We start from the raw sequence: 26626 nt of genomic DNA on the forward strand, positions 1-26626 counted from the left end.
TTGGGCGTAAAACATCTTCGCAGAAAATCCGGATTATACGATAATTCGGATTTAGAGCTTATTAGAAAGACCATGACCCAAACCACCGCATTGGAATTTCAGCGCAATATCGGCGAATTCCAGCATCAGGCGCAGCGGGAGCCCGTCGAGATCATCCGGCACGGACGCCGCGAATTCGTTCTGAAGTCAGCCGAACATTATGATTGGCTAAAGGCCGCCGCGAAACGCACGCACCGCACCGCCGACGCTTTTTCCATTGTCATCGACGCCGTCGAGCGCGCTGAAATGGATCCTGCTCATTCAGATCTCGATGAATTGCTGTAGACCCGCATGGCATCGATTCCGAACCGGAACCGGGACTTGTCATCCGTTACGATTATCTGTGGTCCCGTGAAGCCCTTTCTGGCAGACATCAAGGGAAGGACAGACCGCCATGTCTCGTCGCTGCAAGCGACAGCGGCAGCCAGCCCCGTTATGTCGTTCTCTTGCCAATCACTCATAAACCGCCATCCGGAAGCACGGTCGGTGTCGAAATACCGTTGAAAGTAAAGCAGGCAATCGGTCTCCACGATGAGCCGAGGTGGGTCATCGTCTCAGAATACAATGTCGACGAATGGCCGAATGGCGGACTGTCACCAGTGCCTGGCAGCGAGGAAACATTCGCTTACGGTTTCATTCCTCCAGGCCTCTTTGGCTCGGTCAAAGCCAAATTCCTCGAACTTGCGCGGGTAACGAGACAGCCTCGGTACGCCGGTGACCGAGACTTGTCTTCCGATTCAAATAGATAAACCCGTAAATGAATCACTTTCCGGATTTTTTGAATCGACGTCTGAACATAGCACGCTCCGCCCTTACGCCGCGTCGTCGATCTGCTCAGCCGCCTTGCGCGGCACATAGTTGAGCACCGGCCCTAGCCAGCGTTCCACTTCGGAAATCTCCATGCCCTTACGCGCAGCATAATCCTCGACCTGGTCACGCTCCACCTTGGCGACGCCGAAATAGTAGCTGTCGGGGTGGCCGATATAGAGGCCGGAGACCGAAGAACCGGGCCACATCGCGTAGCTTTCCGTCAGCTTCACGCCGGCTGCTTTCTCAGCGTCGAGCAGGCGGAAGAGCGTTGCCTTTTCAGTGTGGTCGGGCTGCGCCGGATAGCCAGGTGCGGGGCGGATGCCGGCATATTCCTCGGTGATGAGTTGCTCGTTGCTGAGCGTCTCGTCTTTGGCATAGCCCCAGTATTCACGGCGGACCCGTTCGTGCATGCGCTCGGCAAAGGCCTCCGCAAAGCGGTCGGCGATCGCCTTGACGAGGATCGAGGAGTAGTCGTCGTTCGCCCGCTCGAAGCGCTCGGCAATGGCGATTTCCTCGATACCCGCCGTCACCACGAATCCGCCGACATAATCCTCGACACCGCTCGAAACCGGCGCGACGAAATCCGACAGCGCCACGTTCGGGCGGCCGTCGCGCTTCGAAAGCTGCTGGCGGAGCGTATAGAAGGTTGCAAGCTCTCTGTTGCGCGCCTCATCCGTGAAGAGACGGATATCGTCACCGACAGCGCCAGCCGGCCAGAAGCCGATCACGGCGCGCGGGCGGAACCACTTCTCGTCGATCACCTTCTTCAGCATCGCCTGCGCATCTACCCAGAGCGCTCGCGCCGCTTCGCCCTGCTTCTCGTCTTCGAGGATCGCGGGATAACGGCCACGCAATTCCCAGGTCTGGAAGAACGGCGTCCAGTCGATGTACTTGGCGATTTCCGCCAGATCGTAGTCCTCGAACACCTTGGTGCCGATGAACTGCGGCCTGGTCGGCTTGTGGGCGGCCCAATCCACCTGCTGCGCATTCTCGCGGGCGCGAGGGAGCGGCAGGCGAACCTTCTCCGCTTCGCTGCGCGCATGGGCGGCAGCAACCTTGGCATATTCGCCGCGAATGTCATCGATATAGGACTGGCGCGTATCCGGAGAAAGCAAGGACGAGACGACGCCGACGGCACGGCTCGCATCCGTCACATAAACCGTCTGGCCCTTGTTGTAGCCCGGATGGATCTTCACAGCCGTATGAACGCGGCTCGTCGTCGCGCCGCCGATCAGCAGCGGGATATCGAAGCCCTCACGTTCCATCTCGGCTGCCACATGCACCATCTCGTCAAGCGAAGGCGTAATGAGACCCGAAAGGCCGATGACATCGACCTTCTCGGCCACCGCCGTCTCGAGGATTTTCGTCGCCGGCACCATCACGCCGAGGTCGATGATCTCGTAATTGTTGCAGGCAAGTACGACGCCGACGATGTTCTTGCCGATATCGTGCACATCGCCCTTGACGGTCGCCATCAGGATCTTGCCGGCAGTCTTCCTCTCATCGCCGCCGTTCAGGCGCTTTTCCTCTTCCATGTAAGGCAGCAGCACGGCGACCGCCTGCTTCATGACGCGCGCCGACTTGACGACCTGCGGCAGGAACATCTTGCCCGAGCCGAAGAGATCGCCGACCACGTTCATGCCGGCCATCAGTGGGCCCTCGATGACATGCAGCGGACGCGCCGCCTTCTGGCGGGCCTCCTCGGTATCGGCCTCGATATATTCGGTGATGCCGTTGACCAGGGCGTGTTCAAGACGCTTCTCGACCGTCCATTCGCGCCAGGAAAGATCCTGAACCCTGGCTTCCTTGGTCCCTGAACCGCGGAAACGTTCGGCGACCTCGAGCAGGCGCTCGGTACCATCCGGACGGCGGTTCAAAACGACGTCCTCGCAGGCCTCGCGCAGTTCCGGATCTATCTGGTCGTAGACCGCGAGCTGGCCGGCATTGACGATGCCCATGTCCATACCAGCCTGGATGGCGTGGTAGAGGAATACGGCATGCATCGCCTCGCGCACCGGCTCGTTGCCCCGGAACGAGAATGACAGGTTGGAAACGCCGCCGGAAATGTGCACCAGCGGCATGCGCTGACGGATCGTGCGCGTCGCCTCGATGAAATCGACGCCGTAGTTGTTGTGCTCCTCAATGCCGGTCGCGACCGCGAAGATGTTCGGATCGAAGATGATGTCTTCAGGCGGAAAGCCCGCCTTCTCGGTCAACAGCTTATAGGCGCGCGTGCAGATTTCCACCTTGCGCTTGTAAGAATCCGCCTGCCCCGTCTCGTCGAACGCCATGACGACGACGGCCGCGCCATAGCGGTGCAGCAGCTTCGCCTGGGCAAGGAAATTCTCCTCGCCTTCCTTCAGCGAGATCGAATTGACGATCGGCTTGCCCTGGACGCATTTCAGGCCCGACTCGATGATCGAGAACTTCGACGAATCGATCATTACCGGCACGCGGGCAATATCCGGCTCGGCGGCAATCAGATGCAGGAACTCGACCATCGCCTTTTCCGAATCGATCAGGCCCTCGTCCATGTTGATGTCGATGACCTGAGCGCCGTTTTCGACCTGATCGCGCGCCACATCGAGCGCCGCATTGTAGTCGGCATTGGTGATCAGCTTGCGGAAGCGAGCCGAACCGGTGACGTTGGTGCGCTCGCCGACGTTGACGAACGGGATATCCTTGGTCAGCTCGAAGGGCTCGAGGCCGGAAAGCGACATGAACGGCCGGTGCTCCGGGATCGGCCGCGGCTTGTACTTGGCGACCGTTTCGGCGATCGCGTGGATATGCTCCGGCGTCGAGCCGCAGCAGCCGCCGACGATATTGACGAGGCCCTCGCGCGCGAAGCTGTCGATCTGTGCGGCCATCAGCTCCGGCGTTTCGTCGTACTGGCCGAATTCGTTCGGCAGGCCGGCATTCGGATAGGCGCAGACGAAGACGTCGGCAACGCCCGAAAGCTCCTGCAGGTGCGGACGCATCGCATTGGCGCCGAGCGCGCAGTTGAGACCGATCGTAAATGGATTGGCGTGGCGCACCGAATTCCAGAAGGCCGATGGCGTCTGGCCGGACAGCGTGCGGCCGGAAAGGTCGGTGATCGTGCCGGAGATCATCACCGGCAGGCGGATGCCCTTCGCTTCGAACCGTTCCTCGCAGGCAAAGATCGCTGCCTTGGCGTTCAGCGTGTCGAAAATGGTCTCGATGAGGATGATGTCGGCGCCGCCATCGATGAGGCCGTCGATCTGCTCGCCATAGGCGATACGCAGTTCATCGAAGCTGATCGCACGGAAACCGGGATTGTTGACGTCAGGCGAAATCGAGGCGGTACGGTTCGTCGGGCCGATGGCGCCGGCGACGAAACGGCGGCGGCCATCCTCTCGCTCGGCTCGGATCGCCGCGCGGCGCACGATCTCAGCGCCCTCCTTGTTCAGCGCGTAGACTTCGCCTTCCATCTGATAATCGGCCTGCGCGATGCGGGTCGAGGAGAAGGTATTGGTTTCGAGAATATCCGCACCGGCCTTGGCGTATTTGTAGTGGATTTCCTCGAGCGCCTCCGGCTGCGTCAAGATCAGAAGGTCGTTATTGCCCTTCTGGTGACAGGCGCAGCCGATGAAGCGCTCGCCCCGGAACTGGTCCTCATCGTAGCCAAGGCCCTGGATCTGCGTGCCCATGGCGCCGTCAAGAACGAGGATTCGCTCGCTTGCGGCTTTCCGCAGAGCTGCAAAGACTTCGCTGCCGTCGCGTTTTGCCCCTTCGGGACCGAAAAGATTGTCGAACACGGGCGGACTCCTTGACGTCGTTTAAAGACCAAAGTGACCAAATCACATAAAGATATCTTTATGTCAATATATGCCTGGCGTTTAATGCTTTGCAAGGCTTGGCGGGTGACAGACTCGAGCGTGCCCTATATAGGCCTTTTCGCAAGGCGTTGTGCACGAAATGGGAGGAGTAACATGGCACCTGCAATCGGCGGCACCGGGCTCGGAAACTGGAGCGCCCGTGCCTATCACCGGAACTGGCTTCTTGCCCAGGCGAACGGCCTTTTCGATTTCTTCCAGCACAATTCTATCAATCCCAAAGGCGGCTTCTACGATCTCGACGATCATGGCAAGCCGCTTGATGCCGAGGGACAGGTTCGCAGCATCCATATCGCATCGCGCGCAGTCCATTGCTTCTCGATCGGCGTCCTTCTTGGCCGTCCGGGTGCCGCCGGCGTCGTCGATCATGGCATGGACTATCTCTGGAACCATCACCGCGACAAGAAGAACGGCGGTTATTTCTGGTCGCTGGACAACGATGGTCCCATTGATTCCAACAAGCAGGGCTACGGCCACGCCTTCGTGCTGTTGGCCGCATCCTCAGCGAAAACTGTCGGCCATCCGCTGGCCGACGGCATGCTGGCCGACATTACGGAAATCCTAAACACGAAGTTCTGGGAGGCGCAGCACGGCGCCATCGCCGAAGAATTCACCGCCGACTGGCAGCCGCTCGACGGCGGCGCCTATCGCGGCCAGAACTCCAACATGCATCTGACCGAAGCGCTGATGGCCGCCTTCGAGGCCACCGGCGACAAGGACTATCTCGCCAAGGCCGAAAGCATCGCCGATCTCGTCATCCTCCGCGCGGCCGGTTCCGTCGGCTGGCGCGTTGCAGAACACTTCAGCGCCGATTGGGCCCTCGACAAGAATTACTATCATCCGAACGAAATGTTCCGTCCCGCCGGCACCACACCCGGCCACTGGCTGGAATGGGCTCGCCTCATCCTGCAGCTGTGGTCGCTCGGCGGCAAGCGCCACGACTGGATGCCAGATGCCGCCAAGGGCCTCTTCTCGCAGTCCATGGCGCTCGGCTGGGACAGCAGCAAAGGCGGCTTCTTCTATACGCTCGATTGGGACGATAAGCCCGCCAAGCGCAACAAGCTCTGGTGGCCCGCCTGCGAGGGTGCCGCCGCCGCCCACTTCCTCAACGAGCACCTGCCGAGCGACTTCCACGAGCAAAGCTACCGCAAGATCTGGAATGTCATCGAACGCGCCTTCATAGACCACGAGAACGGCGGCTGGCACGAAGAGCTGACGGAAGACCTCGTTCCCTCCCACAGCCTCTTTCCCGGCAAGGGCGATATCTACCATGCCCTCCAGGCCTGCCTCATTCCGCTCTTCCCGGCGGCCGGCAGCCTGACCAAGGGGATTATCGAAGCCGGCGGGAGGGTTTGAAGCAAGTTGCGGCATAAGACCGGTGGGGTGCAAGGCATCCCCTGCGCCCCACAGTTAAATCCCTCAGCTCAACCGCAAGGAATCCAAATCCTTCGCCAGCATCAGCGATAGCGCCTCGACGACGAGATTGTGGTCGTCGCGTTGCGGCAGGCCCGAGACCGTGACGGCGCCGATGCAGCCGGTCCCTTTGACGTTGATCGGGAAACTGCCGCCATGCGGCGCGTAGTCGGCACCAGAAAGCCCGTTGCCCTCGACCGTCTTGCCGTCTTTCTGCAGCTTCAGGCCGCAGGCATAGCTGCTCTTGAAATAGCGGAACACCATGTTGCGCTTGCGGCGCACCCACTGGACGTTGTCGGGTGTTGCACCGGGCAGTGCCGCATAAAAGGCCGGCATTGAATGGAGCGTTACGTCGATTGCCACGCCGAGGCCGCGTTCGGTCGAAAGTTCCTGCAGCAGCTTGCCGAGCTGCCAGGCGGTCGCAAGATCGAAGGTATCGAAACTCAGCACCTTTTCCTGCTCCGCGATCCGGCCGAGATCCTCCTCGATGGTCATAGCCCTACTCCTCTTCTGCAATCGGACGGCAGAAAACATCCGCATGCGGAGCCGAAAAGTAAAGCAAAATCGTGGTGATACCGGCGATCAATGCGGCATCGACGACAGCGCCCCGATAATTTCCGCCGGTTGCATGGGTTCGCTGGAACGCAGCTTCACCTTGCCGTCGCGATCGAGCAGCACGAGCCCGAACTCGCCAGGCCGCGGTCCTTCGAGGCCGTCGCGGATGTCGTCGGCATCGAGCTCGTAGGAGCCTTCGAAAAGCGGGAACACCCCGCCGCCGGCAATGCTGAACACCTCGATATCCTCCTCGATGAAGCGCAGATGCGAGGTGCGCAGCAGTTCGTCCTGAACGGTCGCGCGATCATCATCCGCATCCGCGAATATGATGAGCAGCCGTTTGTAGCCGATGAACGGTTTGAGACAGTCCGGCGAAACGGGCGCACGCGGCGCCGGACCCATGATTTCGCGTATGATTGATTTTAGCATGGGGCTCACATCCTTCGTATCTGTCTTCAACGATTGGAAGTGAGACCGGTTCCCTGCCGGGTGGGGACCGCGGTCCGGCCGCGATCCCTCAAGGCTCATTCGGGCGGTTTGCGTTCGGCCGTGCGGCTGGTGACGGCGACGATATCGGCGCCGCCATTGGCAAGAAGGCGTTTGCGCACCAACACGCGCATGACGCGGGCGGCCGTCGAGAAGCTCATCTGATCGAGCGGACCCTCGCCTTCCCAGGGTTTGGTCAGTCTTTCGGTAACGGCGCCGACAATGTTCATCGGCACGATATCGTCGCATTCGCGCATGGCTTCGAAGACGAGGCTGATGGGGATGACCCGGCCTTCGAACGTGACGATCGGTTCGGTAAGTTCCGTATCCCATTCCTCGAAGGCATAGAGCGCTTCGCGGAAGAGTTCCTGAAGGGTGATCGGCGCGTGTCCGTTGTGAAGTGGCGGCAAGGCATTCGTCATGTCTGTCTCCTCTCGTGGATTAAGCCAGTTCCTCCTCATCGGCCGGGATCGAAGCAGGACACACAGAACCCCAGGGGTTCTCTCCGGACCGAATAACACGATCGATTTTATAGTGTAACACTCGCGTGATAAAGCGATTTATGCCCGCCGGGCTGCCTACAGCCCCATGGAAACGGATAAGCCGTTGATATCGCTCAAGGACGTCAACGGCTTTTTTTCACTTTGAAGTGGAGATTTGAGCTTACTGTTCGAGCGCGAAGGTCACGTTGACCGTAACATTATAGGTGTTTTCACCGCCCTGGACCGGCACGGCAGCGTCGCTCGCCTCCTTCATCATCGCCGCGCGATAGACCGGCTGCGGCAGCGGCCGAACGTTGTTTTCACTGATCTCGATGATGCGGCCGAGCTTCACGCCGGCAGCCTCCGTCAGCGTCTTTGCCTTCTTGATCGCCGCCGCAACGGCATCCTTGCGAGCCGCTTCGATCACTGCCTCTGGCTTGTCGTTGGTGAACTGGATGTCGCCGCCCTGGTTGATGCCGAGCGTCACGGCCTGGTCGATGATGCCGCCCAGCTCGCCAAGATCGCGCACACGCACCGTCAGCCCGTTCGAAACCTGGTAGCCGATCAGCTCCGGCGGTTTCGGCTGGCCATCGGTGTTCTGCGGATAGTTATACTGCGGCTGCACCGAAAAGCCCGATGTCTGCAGATCCTTGTCGGCAATCCCGCCCTTCTTCAGCGCTGCCAGGACACTCGCCATCGCCTTGTTGTTCTCGTCGAGCGCTTCGCGCGCCGTCTTCGCCTGCTTGACGACGGCAAGGTTGAGCACAGCCATATCCGGCGCCACCGCCGACTGGCCCTCGCCCGAGACCATGACCACCGCCTCGCGCGGCTTCGATTCGTCCGCCGCCGAAGCCGTAGCCCCCGCAAGCGCGGCCGGCATGCCGATCAGCATGCCGAAAGCCAGGTTCCTGATAGTCCGCAGCGCCATTTTTTCACTCCTTGGTTGTCGCCATTTCACCTCATTCTTTGCCGATTGATTGTGAAGCTATTGCGGCAGCGTCTTGTCGCTGCATGTGAATTACGCTAGAGCGAAACCGCACCGGGGAACCATTGCCCCGCTGCCCGCGCGGCAAAGCCACGCAAGGGCCTGTAGCTCAATGGTTAGAGCCGGCGGCTCATAACCGCTTGGTTGGGGGTTCGAGTCCCTCCGGGCCCACCATAATTCTCAATAAGCAGTTGATTTTCCTCCTCATTTTCCTTGTTTTTGTCCCACTTTTCAAAGTTGGCCTCCGAAAGTGGGACATTTCTGTTCTCGTTTTGGTCGGGTATCAAGAGCTTTTCGGCGTAGCCTGAGAGCTTCTTGCTGACCTCGTCGTCCAACCGAAGATCGATTTGAGCTGGTCGATGGTCGCTCCGTTTTCGGCGGCGATTGAAGCCCGCTTCTCGCAAGCCGTGCGCCGAGCAATGGAAATGGCAAGCCTCGTCGCACCATTGGCGCATCTTATTTCCCAATCCTTTGTCGGAGAACGGCTTGCTGTATTCAGTGACTAGGAACGTGAGTCGACTAGCCGGCACATGCGCGAGTTCGCCCAACAGATTAGGCAGTACCGGAATGTTGACATCCACGCGGCTTGCCGGGCCGAATCCCAATCCAGCCGTCGCTCAGGTGTTGCCGCCCTAATATGGCAGCATCAGATAGCCGCAGCCCGGTAAACATGAAAATTGCCAGCGCCAGGCGCGCAGTAGTCCCCGGCTGGTGACAAGCCTCGTATTGCTCTGTCTCCTCAAGCGTCCATGTGTGAAACCCGTCGCCGGACTTCAGCCGCTTGATGCCGTTACAGGGATGCGTCTTTGCCTCGCCAACCTCAATTGCCCCATCGAAAAGAGCGCTGATTGCCTTCACTATTTTGTTGCCCGCGCCGGGAGCATCTATGCGGGTGTCGCGGATCGCAGCCACATGCTTGCGCTCAAGATGCTCAAAGGGCTTGTCGCCGTGCTTGATGCAGATTGCATCTGGCACGGATGCATGGCGGCGAGATCATTGCCCATCCTCTGACCGACCAAGACACAGGCGATGCTTTTCAGGTGGACCACTGCTCGGCCAGATCGGGGTCCGACCGGACAGTTCACTGCCGACGACGCCTATGGCGGAAAGCCAACCTACGATGCCGTCATCAACCACAGCGCTGCTGCCCATCCGGCGAGGGGTCCCGCACCTGTGGGACACGGACCGCCGCGAACGTCGTCGGATTGGAGATGAAGAAGGTCCTTCAGAAATTGAACCGCACGCCGACGACATTTGCACTGGAGCCGCCGTGCATGTCGCCGAGCGTCCCCCAGGCTCCGGACCGGTGGTGTATCCGCCAGAAGAAATCGACGTCGGGCATGGCGTTGAAGGAAAGGTTCAACTCGGGGCCGAGATAGAACAGCGTTCTGGCGTCCCCGTTATCCTCCAGCTCGTTCTTGCGCTCCCGTCCCTCCTGGGTATGCGTCACATGGCTGATGCCAAACGTAAAGGCTGGTGAGATACGGACGGTATCACCAATCTCGAAACCGTCGTAGCGACCGACGACGCCGCCCCATAATTCCGCATTCGGATGCCCGCCGTATCTCCCGGCAAGCCCCGCTTCCAGTCCGAACCTGAAGGAGCCCATCCTAGCCGGGAAGTACTGGTAGCCGAGGCCGAAGATCGGGAGGTCTTCGTATGTGACGCCGAAAGGATTGGATGCCTGGAGGATGTCGGCGTCGACCATCGTGCCGCCGAAGGCGAATACCGACTGATTGACGTCGCGATTCTGCGCCTGCGCGTCGGTTGTTCCCAAGAACGGCATCGTGGCAGCGCCGAGCAGCAGAGCAAGCGGGATGGCGTTTGAAGGCTTCATATCGGATCGTTTCCTGGACTTCATTTTTTCTCTAGGGCGCGCATTCACCGAGAGCTCTGGAACGGCTCCTGACTGGGCGGAAGACACCTTCCGCTAGCCCCTGCATGCGGCCCCGCAGTATCGTCAACGGAGTCCTTCGGGGGATCGCGGAATTTTACCATCGACGTGCTCACGCCATTTTGCCATTCCCAATCTAGAAAATGTTCCATTTTGCAACGCGTTGCAAATCCCGTTTGAATGGCTGGAAGAACGACGTTTCAGAACTGCTTCTCATCGGGGTCTGTTGGCCAGGCAACCGACGATGAAAGCCCGGCCACGAAGTCGATTGACTGCCGGTGCGGCATGCTCTGCCGCCTGGCTTCAACAGACGTGCCGGCGATCGTCGGCGGAGAGGACCCGGTCGCTTTTGCCGCCCTTGAAGCGGGCCTGCTGCTGGAGGATGTTTTTGCCCGGTGGTCTGGTCGCCTCTTTCTTCAGCGTCAGGTGCATGCGCTCATGCCGGCCGTTTTGTTGGGGACGGCCCGGCCTGATGCGCTCCAGCGTGATCCCGAGCCTCAGCCACCACACCGACAGCTTCGACAGATTGTAGAGCCCGTTTGGGCTGGCGAAAGGCAAGCCGTTGTCGCTGCGGATCGCCGTCGGCAGGCCGCATTCGGTAAACAGCCGCCGAAACGCGTCGAAGACCAGCCCGTTCTCGCGTCGACTCAAAGGCTTCGCAGGCGAGAAGATAACGCGACGCCTGGTCGGTGACCGTCAGCGGGTACGCGGGTGTCACGGATCGCCGGAACCGGAGCCTTAAAAGTCGAAAATCTCTCCGAGAAAGCCGCCTTTTTTCTTCTTATAGGGCTGCGACGCGTGCGTGCTCCCGTGCGTCCCGTATCGCTCCTGTTCCCTCTGCGGCTCGCGGTACGGCGCAGGCTCACCACTAGAGCGTTCGATGATTTTGTCTAGCTCGCCGCGGTCCAACCAAACGCCTCGGCACTTCGGGCAGTAGTCGATCTCGATTCCCTGGCGATCACTCATCACCAAGTCGGACTGATCAATCGGACATTTCATCGCTAATTCCTTTAGATGTCAGGGGTTGAATATGGGGCTCCAACCGCCACACACAAGAGCACTACCTAAGCTTGGCGATCTCAAGTTTGTGGATGAGCATTTTTTTCTTAGGGGGGCGCGCGTTTTTGTCTTGCGACTTCCTGGTCAACAAATAGCAATTGGTTGCATTTATTAATGCATTCGCGTAAAGAGTTTAGATGCACAACAACCGATGAGCCGCTACGATGGATACGATTCCCACCGAAGGCTTCGACGCGGCAGTGACTCTGACAGACCATCTCGACCACCTGCCCGACAAGAAGCGCCGGGAGCTTGCCCGGGTTCTGCAGATCCTGTTTTTCGAGGTCGAGCAGTTCCGCGCCTTCAAGCTGTCCGGAAAGAAGGCGGCCGGCAAGGTCCTCAAGGTCATTCTTTACGGCTCGTTTTCCCGCGGTGACTGGGTCGAGGATCGCTCAAGCGGCTACCGCTCCGACTATGATCTTCTCATCGTCGTCAACACCAAGAGCTTTGCCGAAGAGCATGAGCTGTGGGAGGCGCTGGAAGAACGGCTGTTGCAGGAGCAGATCAGCCACCGGATCGAAACGCCGGTGATCCCGATCGTGCACTGCCTTTCGGACGTCAACGACCAGTTGGCACGGGGCCGGCCGTTCTTTACCGACATCGCCAGAGACGGCATCGTGCTCTACGAGGAGCCCGGCCATCCCCTCGCCCAGGCGAAGGCGCTGACACCGGAGGAGGCAAGGGTTGAAGCACAGCGGTATTTCGATGAATGGTTCTACGGCGCTCAACGGATGCTTCACCTCGCGCTAGAAGCTTGCCACAACAATTTCTCGAACGAAGCGGCCTTTCTTCTTCATCAAACAACCGAGCGCCTTTATCACTGCGTGCTTCTCGTCCGAACCCTGTACAGCCCAAAGTCTCACCGCATCAAGGTGCTGCGCTCGCAAGCCGAGAGCGCCGATGCGCGGCTGGTTTCCGCCTGGCCGCGCGACACGCGTTTTGCCCGCCGTTGCTTTGAGCTTTTGTCTCGCGCGTACGTCGAGGCGAGGTACTCGTCGAAATACACAATCAGCGATGAGGAGCTGCAATGGCTTGTCACTCACGTGAAGGACTTGCAGGCGCTCGTTGAGGAGATCTGCAAGGAGCGCCTGAACGGGTGAAACTGCCGTATAGTTCGATGCAACCGACTCCCCCGCGCAATCATATTCACTCCGCTAGCGGCGCAGCACTCGCCGCTCCGATCTGCAAAGGCGGCACCCTTGGTGCAAGGCCACGCGGCCTCTGCCACCGTCGCCGCGCCTGCCGCGATCTAACGCTGACGGCGTGCTTCTCGATGCCCTTGGCGAGTTTCGACGGGCGGTCGAACATACGGCGCCAGAGGCCGCGGATGGCGGCGATCGGATAGGCGCGGGCGGGCATAGCCTGCGGCATTTCGCTGAACAGGCGCTGGATCATCTTCCGGCGGATCTCTTCGGCGGTCTGCCGGATCTCCCAGTCATATCGGCGGTCGCGGACGGCGACGATTGAGATGGATAGGCCGAGGCGCACCCTGTCCGCGCCCGTCACCCTGCCTGCAACGTCGAAGTCAGCAAAAGGAGAAAAGATCAGGATGTCGCCCGGGCGAACCTGCCCTGCCGCCCGCCCGTCATGCAACGTGATCTCGGCCTTGCTGATTGAAATGGTGTCGACAGTGCAAGGGGTGGAATTGCCGTCGCGTGCAAGATTTGCCTGCCGGGCAAGCGGAAACTGGATGCTATCCAGCGGTTCGCGCGGAAGTTCGATGCAGACGAGCAGGGAAACGAAGGCATAGACCATGACGACCATGCCCCAGGCGACGCTGAAGCCGTCGAGGTCGTTGTAGGTGCCCATCAGGGGGCCATTCAGCATGCCCACGAAGGTCAGGATGATGACCAGGAGGAACGTGCCGGCGATCGGGTAGAGGATATCGACGCGCGCCCGGTCCTCCCCCTTAGCCGTAACCTTGAACGGCCGCCCGAACGGATGGATGAGGGCGTGAAGCAGGGCGATGGTGATGGGGATCGCCGACACCATCTGCGACACCTCGGTAAAGAGCGGCATGCTGCGCCGGCCGGAAACCCAGGCATGAAAGGCCCACATGCCGCCGACCATCGGCAGCGCATAGAGAAAGAAGGCTTCCGGCTCCATCTGGATCGCCGGCAGGCCAAGGAAATAATAGAGGATCGGCGCCGCCATCAAAAGCAGGATGAACGGGCGGCAGAACCAGAACAGCAGTCCGTGGAAATAATGCAGCCGCTGCAAGAAGGTATAGCCACGGCCGAAGAACGGGCCGTCCCGGAGCAGCGCGACCTGAATGGTCCCGAGGCACCAGCGGCAGCGCTGGGTAATATAGCCGGAAAGGCTTTCGGCCGAGAGGCCGACGCTGAGGCGTTCGTTCAGCCAGCGAGTCTTCAAGCCTTTCTGCAGCAGCCGATAGGTGAGATGGATATCTTCCGTCACCGTTTCCTGCGGCATGCCGCCGATCATGCCGAGCGCATCGCGGCGCACGATGCAGGAGGTGCCGACGCAAAAGGCAGCTCCCCATCCGTCCTTCGAGGGCTGCATGACATCGAAGAAAATGCGCTGATCATCGACCCATGCCTTCGATGCCAGGAGGTTATGTTGGACGGGGTCGGCATTGTAGTAGAACTGCGGCGTCTGGATGAGCCCGATTTCCGGATCGGCGAACTGACCGACGGTGCGCTTCAGGATGGCGCGCTGCGGCGCGAAATCGGCGTCGAGAATGAGGATATAGGGCGCGTTCGTCTCCCTGGCCGATTGCCGGATGGCATTGTTGAGATTGCCGCCCTTGGCGCCGACATTGTCGCTACGCCGCAGATATCGCACGCCGACCTCGGTGCAATAATCCTCCAGCCAGTCGCGGCGTCCGTCGTCCAGCACCCACACGGTGAAATTCTGGTAATCGATCGCCTTCGCGGCAAGGATCGTGCGCTCCAGAATGGAGAGCTCTTCGTTATAGGTACAGATGAAGACATCGACGGCTGGCGGCGATGCGGAGCCGGCGATGAAGAGCTCGCTCGCATCCGCAGCTGCACTGTGGTCGGTCCGCCGGAAGAAGAAGACGATCGAAAGCACCGTATAGAAGATGACGACGATCTCGAAGCAGAGATAGGCCCGCGGCCACAGCGCATAGGCGCTCCATTCGAAGTCCGGCAGCGTTTTGGTGACGCGGAAATAGAGATAATTCAACAACATGACGATGAGGATCGCGCCGAATATGACGCGGTCTTTACCCCGGCGGCTATCGAGCAGCCAGGCGCAGCCCATGATGAGCGCAAGCGCCAGAAGCGAGAAGAGAATGGCGTCCGATAGAGTCACTACTTCGGGGGACATGGGCTATCCTTGCTGATCAACGCCTGGCCCGCGCGGCCGAAGAAAGGGTTGAGATCGAGCGCGGCAAGCACGGCCCAGCCGGTCGCCCCGACATGCGGAAGACGGTAATATTTGAAATCGCCGGGCGAGGAGTTGGGGCCAACCTGAAGGCCGGTGGAAAGCTGCTCGTTGACCGTTGCATAGATAAGGCTGCCAGGCGTGAGCTGAGCGGCGATGGTCTTGAACAAAGGCTCGGCTTTTTCCGGCTGTCCGGCAAGACGCAGGACGAGTGCCGCCTGCGCGGTACCTTCGAGCCAGACGCCGTCCCGGTCACTGTTGAAGTCGAAACCGCCATCGACGCCATGGTTCAACTCAGTCCATTCCATGACTCGCCCGGCCTTTGTCTTGAAATCCGGCACGGCAATCAGCGGCCACAGTTCGGCATCGAGCCCCGACATTTCGACGTTCGGCGCGTTGCTGCCGGGCACGCTGCCGATGTAGAAGCGCCCCTCGTCGTCGTTCCACATCGCATGAAGGAACTTGAGCGCAGTGTCGCCGCGATGGGTCCAGTCGCCACCGGCGTCCAGGCGCGCAAGCCAGCTATCCGCGGCGTAGACGTCCAGATTATGTTCCGTCGATTTCCAGGTCAGGCGCTCGGGCGCCGGCTCGTGGCCGAAGAAGCCGCCGAAATAGCCCGGGTTTTGTGGATCTGCCGTGCTGCGGTGGATCCAGTCCATGATCTTGCGCGCGGTATCGAGATAGGCAGGCTGCTCCGTCTCCTCGTAGGCCATCAGCAGCGCCAGCGCGCCCCATGCCGTGCTGCCCGTCGCACTGCCGACCTGGTAGCCGTCCTCGATCCAGGAATTGCTGGCAGCGCTCCAATAGCCGGGCAGCAACATTCCCTCCTTGCCCGGCATGACCGGGCCGGACCGGTAGGCATTCCTCAGTCGCCCGTCATGATAGTGGCGGTCCGTCTCCACAGCGAGCACCAGAGCATCGGCGATGCGGCGGGCTTCGGCTTTCCGCTTGCAGCCGTAAAGCGCCATCAGTGCGAGCGCGTTGTCATAGGTGAAGCCGGTGTTTTCCAGAGCTGGATGCAGCGCCGAACCACCGTTTGCCGGTTCGAAACTGCGCAGGACGAAGGGCTGTCCCGGATCGCCGCCCATCTGGGCAGCCAGACCGTCGCAAAGCGTGCAGGCAAGCTCCTGATGTTCGCTATCGGCGAGCACAGGGAATGCCGGCAGGACGATCACGGTCGCTGCGAGCAGCAGCAAGCGTCCCTTGGTCATGGTCGATCTCAGATGCTTCATTGTTGACCCTCGTCAATGCAGCGGCGAAACCGGCGTTACGGATTGGCGGGTTCGGCGGCGGCGGAGCGCGGCGCCGTAGCCTTGTCGAAAAGCGTGGACGCGGAAAGCATGGCGCTCTGCGACGCCAGCCTGCTCATCGCCAGCGTCGAATAGCGGGTGATCCGTGAGACGATCGTCTCGCCCAATGAGACGATCACATCCTCGCCGACGTGGCACCCGAAGAATTTGTCGTTGTTCTGCTGCGCTGGACCGCCGCCCACGCCGGCAGGCTCGTCGATTTTGACGAGCACGTAGACCTCATGGCCTTCGGCTTCCGGAAATTTCGCATAGTAGCGATTTTCCGGGCCTGAGTTGAAGTAGCGCACGATCTTGTAGATATGGGCGTCGCGCTTGACGCCGAGGCTGCGGAAATTGACCATCGCCGGCATGCCGATTTCCAGCGATGTCACGTCGCGGCTGCGATAGACGGCGGCGGCAAAGGCCTCGTTGCAATCCAGCGATTTTGCCACCGGCTGACCCTGCATCACGAAATCGCCGAAGGATGCGTCGACGCTGACGATCTGGCCATGGCGTTCGGCGACGACCTCGGCCGCACCAGTCTTGCCGAGCCGCCCCTCCTCCCGCGCAATCAGGTTTTCGACCTGCTGCTTGCGTTCCGTCATCTGGTTGATCTCGATATTGTCTTCGGCGATCTCGCCGGCAAGCTTCGTGCGCTGCATTTCAAGCGTCAGCAGATTGGCGGCAACGGTACCGCCCGTGTAGATGTCGCGTTCGACGAGCGACAGGACAATCTCGTCGCGGCGCAGTTCGCCGCGTGCGGAGTCGAGTTCGTACTGCGCAGCGTTGCGCTTCTGGCGTTGTGGTTCGATGCTCGCCTCGGAGATCAGTTTCTTCGTGAGAAGCACCAGCTGCCTCTGCAGCAGAGCGTTCTGTTCATTGAGGCGCGCCTCGTAGGTCTGCACGTTGTAACGGGCATTTTCGATGACCGCCGAAAGCTCGCTGATCACGCCGTTCTTGACGTCCGCGATCTGGCCCTTGACCTTCTGGAGCTGGCCGGTGCGCTCCTGAACGACGCTTCTCGTATTGTTCAGCTTTTCGGTGAGATCGAGCTTCTCGAGCCGCAAGCCCGTCAGCGACGTCTGGTCCTGGTTGGGATTGGACACGGTCGCCATCACGTCGCCGAGCTTGACGACCTGTCCGACCTGCAGGGAAATCCTGTCCACCCTGCCGTAGATCGGCGAGGCGATCATTTGCACCGGCGCATTGATGACGGCGCGCGTGGAGACAATGAAAAACTGATTGGGGATCATCGCCATGGCGATAACGAAAATCAGCATAAAGGCAAACACATAACCAAGTGCCCTTGATACTGAAAGTATCTTATGATCACGCGGATCAAGCACTATAGTTTCGTCCTTCATTTTCGTCATTCCTGAATTTTTACACTGCAGGTCGAAGTGAAGGGCGTTTCCATGTATATTTTTTATTTCTTATGTTTTATATCGATGAAATTCTAGTATGCAAATGAATTTTTTTCTGCAATGCCGTTGCTTAGTTTCAGTATCAGTACGATCAACATCGGTGAGACTACTATGGACATATATTGTCTTAAGTAATTCACACAATTATTGCGCGCAAATTTGGATGGAATCGAATTTCATCCATCCAACCATTGTTTTAATTTGTCTTTGATTTTGCGGTGATTTTTGTGACGCACCTGAAGAGACAGCCGACACGGCGCCTCATCCCTCATCTGTCGAAGCGGGGCCGTACACAATCAGAAAAAGAGAAGCCCGCCATCTCAGAAAATTGGCGGGCTTTTTATTACTTTACTGCTGCGCCGGAGGCGTTGCCGGCGGGGTTGCAGGTGCCGGTTCCGTAGCCGGCGGTGTTGCCGGTGCCGGAGTTGCCGGGGCCGGAGTTGCCGGGGCCGGGGTTGCCGGGGCCGGCTCTGTGGCTGGCGGCGTTGCCGGCGCAGTTGACGTTGCCGGCGGCGTTGTCGTTTCGCCGGCTGGGGGTGCGCCCGCGCGCGGCCAGTAAATTGCGGCCAAGGCTATGATTACAACAACAGCCGCGATGCCGATCCACATCGCCCATGGTGAGCGGCGGTCGCTGCCCGGAGTGCCGCGGGCATCTTGGCCAGGCCTATTAAAATCATTGGTCATAGTAGTCCTCCTGTACACTCTAAAACTACCAAGTGCATAAAAGGTTCCATGCTGCGTTATGATGCGATGCTCGACTAGTGCAAGCCACCACAGTTCGGACGTTATACTTCTTCAGGCTTCCGGACAGGAGCGCCTGCTGCGCATCGCATCAGAAGCGATTATACCATCTTTTCGCCCTTCCCATCGCAAAAAGGAGGAACTCTATATTCGAAAGGTGATTTGCACCGGTACCGATGCCGTGGCAGCATTCACCTCCAGCGTTGCGGCCTAGCCGATAGCGCGACTGTCACCGAACAAGCATGAAACCGCGCCCGTGGGAGGGAACCATGTCCGATCAACTGCCGATGTTCATCCTGCAATCGATCGTCATCTTCGGTCTCGTCGGCGCGCTCTTCATTCGCGCCTGATCCCGTCTACCGGACCTCCGCCCTTGCTCTCGGCCGCGTATCGTTGCGTTCCCAGGAGAAGATGGCGCGTGGCAAAGGCGCCCGCCCGCGTATGATGTCGGCTCCTTTCTCGCCGACCATGATCGTCGGACCATTGGTGTTGCACGAGGGAACACGCGGCATGACGGAGCTGTCGCACACCCGCAGTCCCTCCAAACCCCTCACCTTCAGATCGAGCCCCACTACGGCCATCCCATCCGTGCCCATCTTGCAGGTGCCGACCGGATGGTGGTCCGTCTTGGCATTGGCGCAGCCATAGTCGAAAAGCTGCTCGTCGGTGACGGCGCCGGCTCCGGGGAGCTTCTCCTCCAGCACATAGGGCTTCAACGCCGCCTGCTGCATGATCTCCCGGGCGATCTTCAAGCCCTCGATCGACATCTTCCGGTCATGCGGATCACTCCAGTACTTCGGGTCGATCAACGGCGCAGCCGCCGGGTCGGCGGATGAGAGGCGCACTGTACCGCGCGAGCGGGGATGCAGATAAGCGGAATTCAGAGTCACCCCGGCATTCTTCAGCCGGGCAACGCCCGCCTCGATGCCGGAGCCGAGGCCGAGATGGAACTGGACATCCGGCGAGCGCGCGTTCGGATCCGCATACCAGAAACCACCGGTCTCGAAGAGCGACGAGGCCACCGGGCCTGAACGGAAGAGCAGATACTGCAACCCCGCCCAAAGCGTGCGGTGCAGCTTGGCGACGCCGTCGTAGGTGTGGTCGCCGGTGCATTCGGCAATGACGAAGAGATCGAGATGATCCTGCAAATTGCCGCCGACGCCGGGCAGGTCATGCTTCACATCGACGCCAACAGCTTTCAGATGATCCGCAGGCCCGATGCCCGATTGCAGCAGCAGCTTCGGCGAGCCGATCGCACCAGACGAAACAAGGACTTCACGCGCGGCCCGGATGATCTCGATGCCGTTGCGCGCGACAACTTCGACGCCGACCGCTCTCGTTCCTTCGATCACGATCCTGGCAACGCGGGCATTCATCCGGATGGTGAGGTTCGTTCGGTCCCTGATCGGGGACAAATAGCCGAGCGAGGCGGAAGAACGGCGGCGGTTTCGCTGCGTCAGCTGGTAGAAGCCGACGCCCGCCTGCTGCCGGCCGTTGAAATCCTGGTTGTAGGGAATGCCAAGTTCCTGCCCCGCACGGATATAGGCATCGCAGATCGGTAGCGTTGAAACCGGCATCGACACCCCGAGCGGCCCGCCATAGGAATGGTAGTCGTCGGCAAAACGCTCATTGTCCTCGGAGCGTTTGAAATAGGGCAGAACGGAGCGGTAGTCCCAGCCCTCGCAACCGTCCTCGCTCGCCCAGAGATCGTAGTCTGCGGCATTGCCACGGGTATAGAGCTGCGCGTTGATCGAGGAGCCGCCACCGATGACTTTGGCCTGGGTATAGCGCAGCACCCTGCCCTTCATGTGCGTTTGCGGCACCGTCTCCCAACCCCAGCTGGCGACGCCCTTCGTCATCTTGGCAAAGCCTGCCGGCATATGGAACAGCGGGCTCCAATCGCTGCCGCCTGCTTCGAGCAGCAGCACTTTGACGTCGGGATCCTCCGTCAGCCGGTTGGCGAGCACGCAGCCCGCCGGGCCTCCGCCGGTGATGATGTAGTCGTATGCCATCGCAACTCCCCCGCTCAAAGGCGGCCGATCGAAAGCCCGCCGCCGGCATCGATCACCGAGCCCGTGGCAAAGCCGAAACTTCCCGAAGCCAGCGCTGCGACGATCGCGCCGATGTCCTCAGCCTCTCCCCAACGTTTCATTGGAACGAGCCCGCCTGCAATCAGCGCATCATATTGTTCAGAAACCTTCTCGGTCATCGCCGTGCGGATGATGCCGGGCCGCACCTCGAAGACGCCGATGCCGCTTTCGGCAAGCCGCACCGCCAGCCCCTTGGTGAAGGCTGAAAGTCCGGCCTTGCTGATGCAGTAATCAAGACGCTCCGGCGATGTCAGCTCCGAGGATGCCGAGGTGATGTTGATGATCGAACGGGTCGCCTGCCTGGCGCCGCTCGTGAGCATCGCCTTGACGACCGCCTGCGTGAAGAACACCGTTCCCCGTAGATTGACGTCGAGCACAGTGTCAAAATTCTCCGGCTTCAGCTCGAGGAAGTCGCCGCGCACCACTGAGCCGATGCCGGCATTGTTCACCAGGCAGTTGATCGCCCCGAATGTCTGCAGGACTTCGTCGACCGTTGCAGCATACCCGCCAACGTCCGCCAGATCGGCCTGCAGATAGACGGCCTTGGCGCCGAGCGAGCGCAATGCCTCGACCACCGGATCGTTCGGCCGGTCATCCTCTATTCCGGTGATCGCGACGTCATGCCCCGTCTTCGCCAGTGCCTCGGCGATCGCCAATCCGATGCCACATCTCCCGCCGGTGACAAGCGCAACCGGCCGCCTTCTCTGCGCCATCACGCTAGATCCTTTTGCATGATATGTTCTCCGACGCGCAGCGCCTGTGCTGCCACCGTCAGTGCCGGATTGACGGCGGCGGACGTCGGCAGGTAGCTCGCATCGACGACGAAGAGGTTCGGATGGTCGTAGGCCCGGCACCAGATGTCGAGCGGCGCTGCCGCCGGATCGTTGCCGATCTTGATCGTGCCGCATTGATGCGACGGCGTCCGCTTGTCGAAGGGCCGGGAGAGAACCAGCGGAAAGCCTGCCGCCCGAAGCGCCTGCTTCAGCTTCTTCACCAGCATCAGATGCGCCGGCCAGTTCGTCCGCACCCACTGCAGAAGGATACGGTCGCCGTCGACCATAATGCGGCTTTCGGGATGCGGAACGTCCTCGCTCATCGCGTAGAAATCGATCGCGTGCACCGACAGTTGGTTCAGCATCCATTCCGGCACCGACGGCATATTGGCCTTCAGGATGGTGCCAGACACGCGGCCGAGCAGTTGTACGTTGCCGAGCGGCGGCCCGCCCTCGCCGTCCGAGAGGTAGTAGTCGTTGAAGCCGAAGGTCTTCTGATAGATGGACGTATTTCGAAAGCCTGGCGAGACCGCGATCACCGCGCTCGAATTGTGGTTCATGAAATTGCGGCCGACCTGATCCGAGCTGTTGGCGAGCCCTTTCGGATGCGTGTCATCTGCCGAGCGCAGCAGCAGGACGGCAGATTGCACCGCGCCTGCGGAAAGGATCACGAGCTTCGGAGAGACCGTCTCCTCGGCACCATCCTTTCGGTAATGAACCGTCTCGATGCGCTTGCCGTCCGCCGCCGTTCGAAGCCGCGTCACCTGCGATCCGGTCTGCAGCCGAACGTTCGGATGCTGCAGCGCCAGCGCGAGGCCGATCGTCTCGGCATCCATCTTTCCGTCGAAACTGTTCGGATGTGCGTCCCAGGGGGTCTTCGCCTTGGCAAGCCAGCGCTCGATATCGATGCCGAGCGGCAGCGAATAGGGATGCAGGCCGTTCCGCTTCATCCGCTCGCGCACAAGCGCGATCGGCGGCTCGTCAGGCACCGGCGGAAAGGCATAATTTTGCGAATGCACCGGTTCCGTAGGATCCTCGCCGACTTGCCCGCGCACTTGGTAGAGGTGCTCCGCCCGGCTGTACCAAGGCTCCAGCTCTTCATAGGCAAACGGCCATGCAGGCGAGATGCCCTCGAGATGTCGCATCTCGGAAAAGTCCTCGCGCCGGTAGCGCACCATGACCGCCCCGAAGAATTTCGAATTGCCTCCGACATTATAGTAGTTGCCGGGATTGAACGGCTTGCCGTCCATCTCGTACCAGGATTCCTTCGGCCGGAAGTGGCCGCGCTGGAAGATCGCGCGCTGGTCGCGGTTTTCCGGCCGGTCCTCGATATGCCCGCCTGCCTCAAGGATAAGGATGTCAGCGCCCGAAGGCGCAAGCGCCGCGGCGACGGTCGCCCCGCCGATTCCCGAGCCGATAATGACGATGTCCGCCTGCTTCACCAAGCGATCCTCCCAGAACGCAATGCCTGCGGCTCAGCGCGGCATCCACCAGCCCGTCCGGGCGCCGATATGCATGTTGAGCGTCTTGGTCTCCGTATAGTCCTCTACCGCATGCCGCCCGAGTTCGCGGCCAAGGCCGGATTGGCGATAGCCGCCAAACGGCAGTTCCGCCGCACCATCCATGAAGGTGTTCATCCAGATCGTGCCCGCCCTCACCTTGCGGCCGATCGTCAGGCAGGTGTCGAAGTCGCGGCTCCAGACGCCGGCCGAAAGGCCATAGTCGACGGCATTGGCGATGCGGATTGCATCCTCGACGCTTTCGAACGTCAACACCGAAAGCACCGGCCCGAACACTTCCTCACGGGCCACAGCCATATCCGGCTTGACGCCGGAAAGGATCGTCGGCGCCATGTACTGGCCGAAGCCGAAATCGATATGGCTGCCGCCAAGGGCGATACTTGCACCGCTGCCTGCCGCGGCAGAAACATAACCCTGAACCTTCTCCAGATGCTGCGGCGTGATGATCGCGCCCACCTGCGTCGACGGGTCCAGCGGATCACCGACCTTCACCTTCTGCGACAGAGCCGCCACGCGCGAAGTCACTTCTTCCGCAATGTCGCGATGCAGGATCAGGCGCGAACCGGCATTGCAGCATTCGCCCGCGTTGAAATAGGCGCCGAAGACGGCGGCATCAATGAAGGCGTCGAGATCGGCATCCGGGAACACGATCTGCGGATTCTTGCCGCCAAGCTCCAGCGAAACCTTCTTCAGGGTCTTTGCGGCATTTTCCATCGTCAGCCGGCCGACGCCGGTGGAACCGGTAAAGGAGACCATATCGACATCCGCATGCCCGGTCATCGTTCCACCGATGGCTACACCCGTGCCGACGATGATGTTGACGACACCTTCTGGAACGCCAGCCTCCATCAGGATTTCGCCGAGTACGAGCGTCGAGCCGGAGGTGAGCTCCGACGGCTTGACGACCGCGGTGCAGCCCGCCGCAAGCGCAAAGGGCAGTTTCTGGCTGACAATCAGGAACGGGAAGTTCCAGGGCGTGATGATCGAGACGACACCGACGGCCTCCCGCAACACGACGCCGAGCGTGCCGTCGCCGAGCGTATTGTAGCTCTCGCCGTGCAGATCGCGGGCAAGCGCTGCCGCATAGCGCCAGATGTCGGCGGCACCGGCGATCTCACCTTTCACCTGCGTGATCGGCTTGCCGGCTTCGATCGCATCGAGATAGGCAAGCTCACCGGCACGCGCGGCGATCATATCCGCGGCCTTGAGCAGAATACCGGAGCGTTCGGAGGCCGTCATGCGCGGCCAGGGACCGTGATCGAAGGCCTTTCGGGCGGCGGCGATCGCCTTCACCGCATCATCCCTGGTCGCCGCCTTGTAGCGGCTGACGACGACGCCATGGCTCGGCGCCACACGCTCGATCGTGCCTGCCTCAACGCCCTCCACCCACTTGCCGTCGATCAGCATGCTGAACTCGCGCACCTTCGCGTCCGCCAGCTTCTGCGGCTTCACCAGCACCGTCATCACCATTCTCCATTGAATTGAGCTGGGCGCTTTTCGGCAAATGCCGCAACGCCCTCTTTGAGATCGCCGGTCTTGGCAGCCAGGATCGACCCTAGCGCCTCGACGGCCGCGCCATTGTCCTCACCATTCGCCGATGCGATGAGAAGCTTCGAGATCTCAAGTGCGGCCGGACCACGCTGAGCAATCCGCGCCGCGTGGTCCTTCGCCGCGGCAAGCGAAGTGCCGGTCTCGACGACGGCATCGACAATACCGTTCGCTCGCGCCTCCTCCGCCGAAAACATCTCGCCGCCGAGCACCATTCGGCGAACGATCTGCGCGCCGAAGCGCTTGACCAGTCGCTGCGTGCCGGACCAGCCGGGTATCATGCCGAGACCCGTTTCCGGCAGGCCGATCCTGATCTGCGTTTCGGCGATGCGGATATCGGCAGCGCCCGCCAATTCCAAACCACCGCCGAGCGCATGACCGTTCAGCGCCGCAATCACCGGCATGCGCAGCGTCGCTAGCCGCTCGAAAACGCGGTGCCCGAAGCGCACCCAGGCATGACCGAATTCATTGGCCTCCATGCCGCCCCAGGCCTTGATGTCGCCGCCCGCAGAAAAGGCCTTGCCCTCGCCCGTCAGGATAGCGACGCGGACGGTGGCATTCGCCTCCACCTCGTCGCAGGCCGCGGCCAACGCCTTCAGCATGTCGATATCGAAGGCATTGAGCTTTTCCGGCCGCGAGACGGTCATGACCGCGATCTGACCTTCGATTGAAACCTTTACCTCACCCATGGAACGCCCCTTCCAGAACCCGCTGCGGCTTCTGCGAGAGCTTGAGACCGATCGGCGCCTCGCCGAACAGAGCGGCATCCATCACCTTCAGATTGTCGGAAACGACCAGCGGAAACTCCGACTGATCGAGAATGTGCGCCTGCAGGTCGACGCCGGGCGCGATCTCCGTCAGCACAACACCCTCCGGCGTCAGCTTCAGCACGCACCGCTCGGTGACATAGGTGACATCCTGCCCCTGGGTCACGCCGCGCGGACCGGAGAAGGTCACATGCTCCACCGTATTGACGAGCTTCTTCAACTTGCCTTCTTTCTCGATCACCAGCCTGCCGTTCTCGACGCCGAGCTTTGCACCAGCATTGAACATGCCCGAGAAGACGATCTTCTTCGCCCGCGCTGTAATATCGACGAAGCCGCCGGCGCCCGCCGTCACATGCGGACGGAAGGAGAGCTTGGAGACGTTGACCGAGCCGTCGCGGCCGATCTCCAGGAAGGACAGCAGCGAGGCGTCGAAGCCGCCGCCCTGGAAATAGGTGAACTGATAGGGCGACGGCATGAAGGCGTCGGCATTCGAGGCGCAGCCGAAGGCAAAGTCGAGCAGCGGAACGCCGCCGACGGCACCCTGCTCGATCACCCATGTCACCGCCCCGTGAAGTCCTTCTTCCAAGAGAATGCGCGGCACGTTGGCCGAAATCCCAAAGCCGAGATTGACGGCACTGCCGCCCTGCAGTTCTTGCGCGACTCGGCGTGCAATCGCCTTCTGGATATTGAATTCCGGCAAGCGGAACGTATCGAGCGGCCGGAAGATTTCGCCGGAGATCGCTGGATCGTAAAGCGTCTGCGTCGTCTGCTTCTGGTCGGGATCGACCACGATGTAATCGACAAGCACGCCGGGAACACGCACGTCATGCGGCTTCAGCGACCCTTCCTTGGTGATCCGCTTTACCTGCGCGATGACGATGCCGCCGTTGTTGCGAGCGGCGAGCGCCTGGTCGAGGCCGCCGAGATAGGCGCCTTCGTGTTCATAGCTGAGATTACCACGCTCATCCGCCGTCGTCGCCCGGATGATCGCCACCTGCGGCGCGAGCGCCTTGAAGAACAGCCAATCCTCGCTCTCGAAGCTGATCTTCTTGACGATTGGCTCAGCGGCAGCCTTCGCATTCATGGCGCAGCCTTCGCGCGCCGGATCAACGAAGGTTTCGAGTCCCACCTTGGTCATCACCCCCGGCCGCTTGGCGGCTGCCTCGCGGTGCATGTCGAAGAGGATGCCCGAAGGCACGTTATAGGCGGCGATCTCGTCGTTGCCGATCATCTGCCAAATCAGCGGCGGCTCCGCGCTGGACGGGCCGGAGGGATAGGAGCCGCCGATGATCTTCTTCAGCAGGCCCTTCTTCGCGATGTAATCCACGCCCTTGATGCCGCTCATGTCGCCCGCCGCAATCGGGTGCAGCGTCGTCAGATCGCGCGGATGGCCGGTCGCTTCGAAACGCTCGCCGATCGCCTTCAGCATCAGGTCCGGGCAGCCGAGGCCGCTGGACGACGAGACCGAGACGATTGCGCCGTCGGGGATCAGCGCTGCGGCTTCGGCGGGTGTTACGTGCTTGTCCAT

21 protein-coding genes, 1 tRNA gene and 2 pseudogenes are annotated in these 26626 nt (G+C 60.8%); 5 read left to right on the forward strand and 19 right to left on the reverse strand.

What is annotated here, in order from left to right; genetic code table 11:
* Positions 1 to 324, forward strand: a complete 324-nt coding sequence (locus ACZ9BX_RS08585; protein ID WP_476217137.1) for a type II toxin-antitoxin system prevent-host-death family antitoxin — start codon at positions 1 to 3, stop codon at positions 322 to 324.
* 527 nt (positions 325 to 851) lie between these two features.
* Here ACZ9BX_RS08585 and metH read toward each other — a convergent pair.
* Entirely contained in the window at positions 852 to 4625 is a 3774-nt protein-coding gene (gene metH / locus ACZ9BX_RS08590) for a methionine synthase (RefSeq protein ID WP_476217139.1), read from the reverse strand.
* A gap of 174 nt (positions 4626 to 4799) precedes the next feature.
* Here metH and ACZ9BX_RS08595 point away from each other — a divergent pair, with 174 nt between their 5' ends.
* Complete coding sequence (locus ACZ9BX_RS08595; RefSeq protein ID WP_476217140.1) at positions 4800 to 6059, forward strand: AGE family epimerase/isomerase; 1260 nt, start codon at positions 4800 to 4802, stop codon at positions 6057 to 6059.
* A gap of 63 nt (positions 6060 to 6122) precedes the next feature.
* Here the strand turns inward: ACZ9BX_RS08595 and ACZ9BX_RS08600 are convergent, their stop codons facing one another.
* The 4 genes from ACZ9BX_RS08600 to ACZ9BX_RS08615 all read right to left on the reverse strand — a co-directional run bounded on the left by ACZ9BX_RS08600 (position 6123) and on the right by ACZ9BX_RS08615 (position 8531).
* Positions 6123 to 6611, reverse strand: a complete 489-nt coding sequence (locus ACZ9BX_RS08600) for a heme-degrading domain-containing protein (RefSeq protein WP_476217142.1) — start codon at positions 6609 to 6611, stop codon at positions 6123 to 6125.
* An 87-nt stretch (positions 6612 to 6698) separates the two neighbouring features.
* Positions 6699 to 7100 carry a DUF4174 domain-containing protein gene (locus ACZ9BX_RS08605; protein WP_027508671.1) on the reverse strand — a complete coding sequence of 134 codons (402 nt, stop codon included), beginning with the start codon at positions 7098 to 7100 and terminating at the stop codon, positions 6699 to 6701.
* 95 nt (positions 7101 to 7195) lie between these two features.
* Positions 7196 to 7579 carry a BRA0787 family protein gene (locus tag ACZ9BX_RS08610; protein WP_027508670.1) on the reverse strand — a complete coding sequence of 128 codons (384 nt, stop codon included), beginning with the start codon at positions 7577 to 7579 and terminating at the stop codon, positions 7196 to 7198.
* Positions 7580 to 7820: 241 nt separating this feature from the next.
* Complete coding sequence (locus ACZ9BX_RS08615; RefSeq protein ID WP_476219933.1) at positions 7821 to 8531, reverse strand: SIMPL domain-containing protein; 711 nt, start codon at positions 8529 to 8531, stop codon at positions 7821 to 7823.
* Positions 8532 to 8722: 191 nt separating this feature from the next.
* On the opposite strand from ACZ9BX_RS08615, the gene ACZ9BX_RS08620 reads away from it, so the two are divergent.
* Positions 8723 to 8798: transfer RNA gene (locus tag ACZ9BX_RS08620), tRNA-Ile, on the forward strand.
* 378 nt (positions 8799 to 9176) lie between these two features.
* On the opposite strand, the gene ACZ9BX_RS08625 is transcribed toward ACZ9BX_RS08620, so the two are convergent.
* A complete protein-coding gene (locus tag ACZ9BX_RS08625; RefSeq protein ID WP_476217145.1) occupies positions 9177 to 9599 on the reverse strand; it encodes a hypothetical protein in 423 nt (140 codons plus the stop codon).
* A gap of 11 nt (positions 9600 to 9610) precedes the next feature.
* Here ACZ9BX_RS08625 and ACZ9BX_RS08630 point away from each other — a divergent pair.
* A pseudogene (locus ACZ9BX_RS08630) lies at positions 9611 to 9773 on the forward strand (IS5/IS1182 family transposase); the annotation flags it as partial.
* A 76-nt stretch (positions 9774 to 9849) separates the two neighbouring features.
* Here ACZ9BX_RS08630 and ACZ9BX_RS08635 read toward each other — a convergent pair.
* The 3 genes and pseudogenes from ACZ9BX_RS08635 to ACZ9BX_RS08645 all read right to left on the reverse strand — a co-directional run bounded on the left by ACZ9BX_RS08635 (position 9850) and on the right by ACZ9BX_RS08645 (position 11517).
* Entirely contained in the window at positions 9850 to 10461 is a 612-nt protein-coding gene (locus ACZ9BX_RS08635) for a hypothetical protein (protein WP_476217147.1), read from the reverse strand.
* 417 nt (positions 10462 to 10878) lie between these two features.
* Positions 10879 to 11224, reverse strand: a pseudogene (locus ACZ9BX_RS08640) (DDE-type integrase/transposase/recombinase); the annotation flags it as partial.
* Between the two features lie 32 nt (positions 11225 to 11256).
* Complete coding sequence (locus ACZ9BX_RS08645; RefSeq protein ID WP_476217149.1) at positions 11257 to 11517, reverse strand: TFIIB-type zinc ribbon-containing protein; 261 nt, start codon at positions 11515 to 11517, stop codon at positions 11257 to 11259.
* A gap of 224 nt (positions 11518 to 11741) precedes the next feature.
* Here ACZ9BX_RS08645 and ACZ9BX_RS08650 point away from each other — a divergent pair, with 224 nt between their 5' ends.
* Positions 11742 to 12677: a HEPN domain-containing protein gene (locus ACZ9BX_RS08650; RefSeq protein ID WP_476217151.1), complete on the forward strand. Its 936-nt coding sequence runs from the start codon at positions 11742 to 11744 to the stop codon at positions 12675 to 12677.
* A 46-nt stretch (positions 12678 to 12723) separates the two neighbouring features.
* On the opposite strand, the gene ACZ9BX_RS08655 is transcribed toward ACZ9BX_RS08650, so the two are convergent.
* The 10 genes from ACZ9BX_RS08655 to ACZ9BX_RS08700 form a co-directional block, all read right to left on the reverse strand.
* Positions 12724 to 14889, reverse strand: coding sequence for a glycosyltransferase family 2 protein (locus tag ACZ9BX_RS08655; RefSeq protein ID WP_476217153.1), 2166 nt, complete (start codon positions 14887 to 14889; stop codon positions 12724 to 12726).
* A complete protein-coding gene (locus tag ACZ9BX_RS08660; RefSeq protein WP_476217155.1) occupies positions 14874 to 16178 on the reverse strand; it encodes a hypothetical protein in 1305 nt (434 codons plus the stop codon). The genes ACZ9BX_RS08655 and ACZ9BX_RS08660 overlap by 16 nt, the downstream gene beginning before the upstream one ends.
* A 35-nt stretch (positions 16179 to 16213) precedes the next feature.
* Positions 16214 to 17599 carry an HlyD family secretion protein gene (locus tag ACZ9BX_RS08665; RefSeq protein ID WP_476217157.1) on the reverse strand — a complete coding sequence of 462 codons (1386 nt, stop codon included), beginning with the start codon at positions 17597 to 17599 and terminating at the stop codon, positions 16214 to 16216.
* A 403-nt stretch (positions 17600 to 18002) separates the two neighbouring features.
* A complete protein-coding gene (locus ACZ9BX_RS08670; protein WP_476217159.1) occupies positions 18003 to 18275 on the reverse strand; it encodes a hypothetical protein in 273 nt (90 codons plus the stop codon).
* A gap of 481 nt (positions 18276 to 18756) precedes the next feature.
* Complete coding sequence (locus ACZ9BX_RS08675) at positions 18757 to 20412, reverse strand: GMC family oxidoreductase (protein ID WP_476217161.1); 1656 nt, start codon at positions 20410 to 20412, stop codon at positions 18757 to 18759.
* 14 nt (positions 20413 to 20426) lie between these two features.
* Positions 20427 to 21203: a 3-ketoacyl-ACP reductase gene (locus ACZ9BX_RS08680; RefSeq protein WP_476217162.1), complete on the reverse strand. Its 777-nt coding sequence runs from the start codon at positions 21201 to 21203 to the stop codon at positions 20427 to 20429.
* The gene (locus ACZ9BX_RS08685) at positions 21203 to 22708 is read right to left on the reverse strand and encodes a GMC oxidoreductase (RefSeq protein ID WP_476217164.1); all 1506 of its coding nucleotides are present in this window, start codon (positions 22706 to 22708) and stop codon (positions 21203 to 21205) included. Before ACZ9BX_RS08685 ends, ACZ9BX_RS08680 begins: the two co-directional genes overlap by 1 nt.
* Positions 22709 to 22738: 30 nt before the next feature.
* Entirely contained in the window at positions 22739 to 24247 is a 1509-nt protein-coding gene (locus tag ACZ9BX_RS08690; RefSeq protein ID WP_476217166.1) for an aldehyde dehydrogenase family protein, read from the reverse strand.
* The gene (locus ACZ9BX_RS08695; protein WP_476217167.1) at positions 24247 to 25020 is read right to left on the reverse strand and encodes an enoyl-CoA hydratase/isomerase family protein; all 774 of its coding nucleotides are present in this window, start codon (positions 25018 to 25020) and stop codon (positions 24247 to 24249) included. The genes ACZ9BX_RS08690 and ACZ9BX_RS08695 overlap by 1 nt, the downstream gene beginning before the upstream one ends.
* Positions 25013 to 26626 (reverse strand): acyl CoA:acetate/3-ketoacid CoA transferase, encoded by a 1614-nt coding sequence (locus ACZ9BX_RS08700; RefSeq protein WP_476217169.1) that lies wholly within the window; start codon positions 26624 to 26626, stop codon positions 25013 to 25015. Before ACZ9BX_RS08700 ends, ACZ9BX_RS08695 begins: the two co-directional genes overlap by 8 nt.

It is taken from the genome of Rhizobium sp. USDA 3886 (assembly GCF_056279785.1).

Bases quoted from the DNA above. Each gene is read 5' to 3' on its own strand.
- ACZ9BX_RS08595 (WP_476217140.1), top strand. From the start codon at position 4,800: ATGGCACCTGCAATCGGCGGCACCGGGCTCGGAAACTGGAGCGCCCGT.
- ACZ9BX_RS08600 (WP_476217142.1), bottom strand. From the start codon at position 6,611: ATGACCATCGAGGAGGATCTCGGCCGGATCGCGGAGCAGGAAAAGGTG.
- ACZ9BX_RS08605 (WP_027508671.1), bottom strand. From the start codon at position 7,100: ATGCTAAAATCAATCATACGCGAAATCATGGGTCCGGCGCCGCGTGCG.
- ACZ9BX_RS08610 (WP_027508670.1), bottom strand. From the start codon at position 7,579: ATGACGAATGCCTTGCCGCCACTTCACAACGGACACGCGCCGATCACC.
- ACZ9BX_RS08615 (WP_476219933.1), bottom strand. From the start codon at position 8,531: ATGCTGATCGGCATGCCGGCCGCGCTTGCGGGGGCTACGGCTTCGGCG.
- ACZ9BX_RS08635 (WP_476217147.1), bottom strand. From the start codon at position 10,461: ATGAAGCCTTCAAACGCCATCCCGCTTGCTCTGCTGCTCGGCGCTGCC.
- ACZ9BX_RS08645 (WP_476217149.1), bottom strand. From the start codon at position 11,517: ATGAAATGTCCGATTGATCAGTCCGACTTGGTGATGAGTGATCGCCAG.
- ACZ9BX_RS08650 (WP_476217151.1), top strand. From the start codon at position 11,742: ATGGATACGATTCCCACCGAAGGCTTCGACGCGGCAGTGACTCTGACA.
- ACZ9BX_RS08655 (WP_476217153.1), bottom strand. From the start codon at position 14,889: ATGTCCCCCGAAGTAGTGACTCTATCGGACGCCATTCTCTTCTCGCTT.
- ACZ9BX_RS08660 (WP_476217155.1), bottom strand. From the start codon at position 16,178: ATGAAGCATCTGAGATCGACCATGACCAAGGGACGCTTGCTGCTGCTC.
- ACZ9BX_RS08665 (WP_476217157.1), bottom strand. From the start codon at position 17,599: ATGAAGGACGAAACTATAGTGCTTGATCCGCGTGATCATAAGATACTT.
- ACZ9BX_RS08670 (WP_476217159.1), bottom strand. From the start codon at position 18,275: ATGGGCGATGTGGATCGGCATCGCGGCTGTTGTTGTAATCATAGCCTT.
- ACZ9BX_RS08675 (WP_476217161.1), bottom strand. From the start codon at position 20,412: ATGGCATACGACTACATCATCACCGGCGGAGGCCCGGCGGGCTGCGTG.
- ACZ9BX_RS08680 (WP_476217162.1), bottom strand. From the start codon at position 21,203: ATGGCGCAGAGAAGGCGGCCGGTTGCGCTTGTCACCGGCGGGAGATGT.
- ACZ9BX_RS08690 (WP_476217166.1), bottom strand. From the start codon at position 24,247: ATGACGGTGCTGGTGAAGCCGCAGAAGCTGGCGGACGCGAAGGTGCGC.
- ACZ9BX_RS08695 (WP_476217167.1), bottom strand. From the start codon at position 25,020: ATGGGTGAGGTAAAGGTTTCAATCGAAGGTCAGATCGCGGTCATGACC.
- ACZ9BX_RS08700 (WP_476217169.1), bottom strand. From the start codon at position 26,626: ATGGACAAGCACGTAACACCCGCCGAAGCCGCAGCGCTGATCCCCGAC.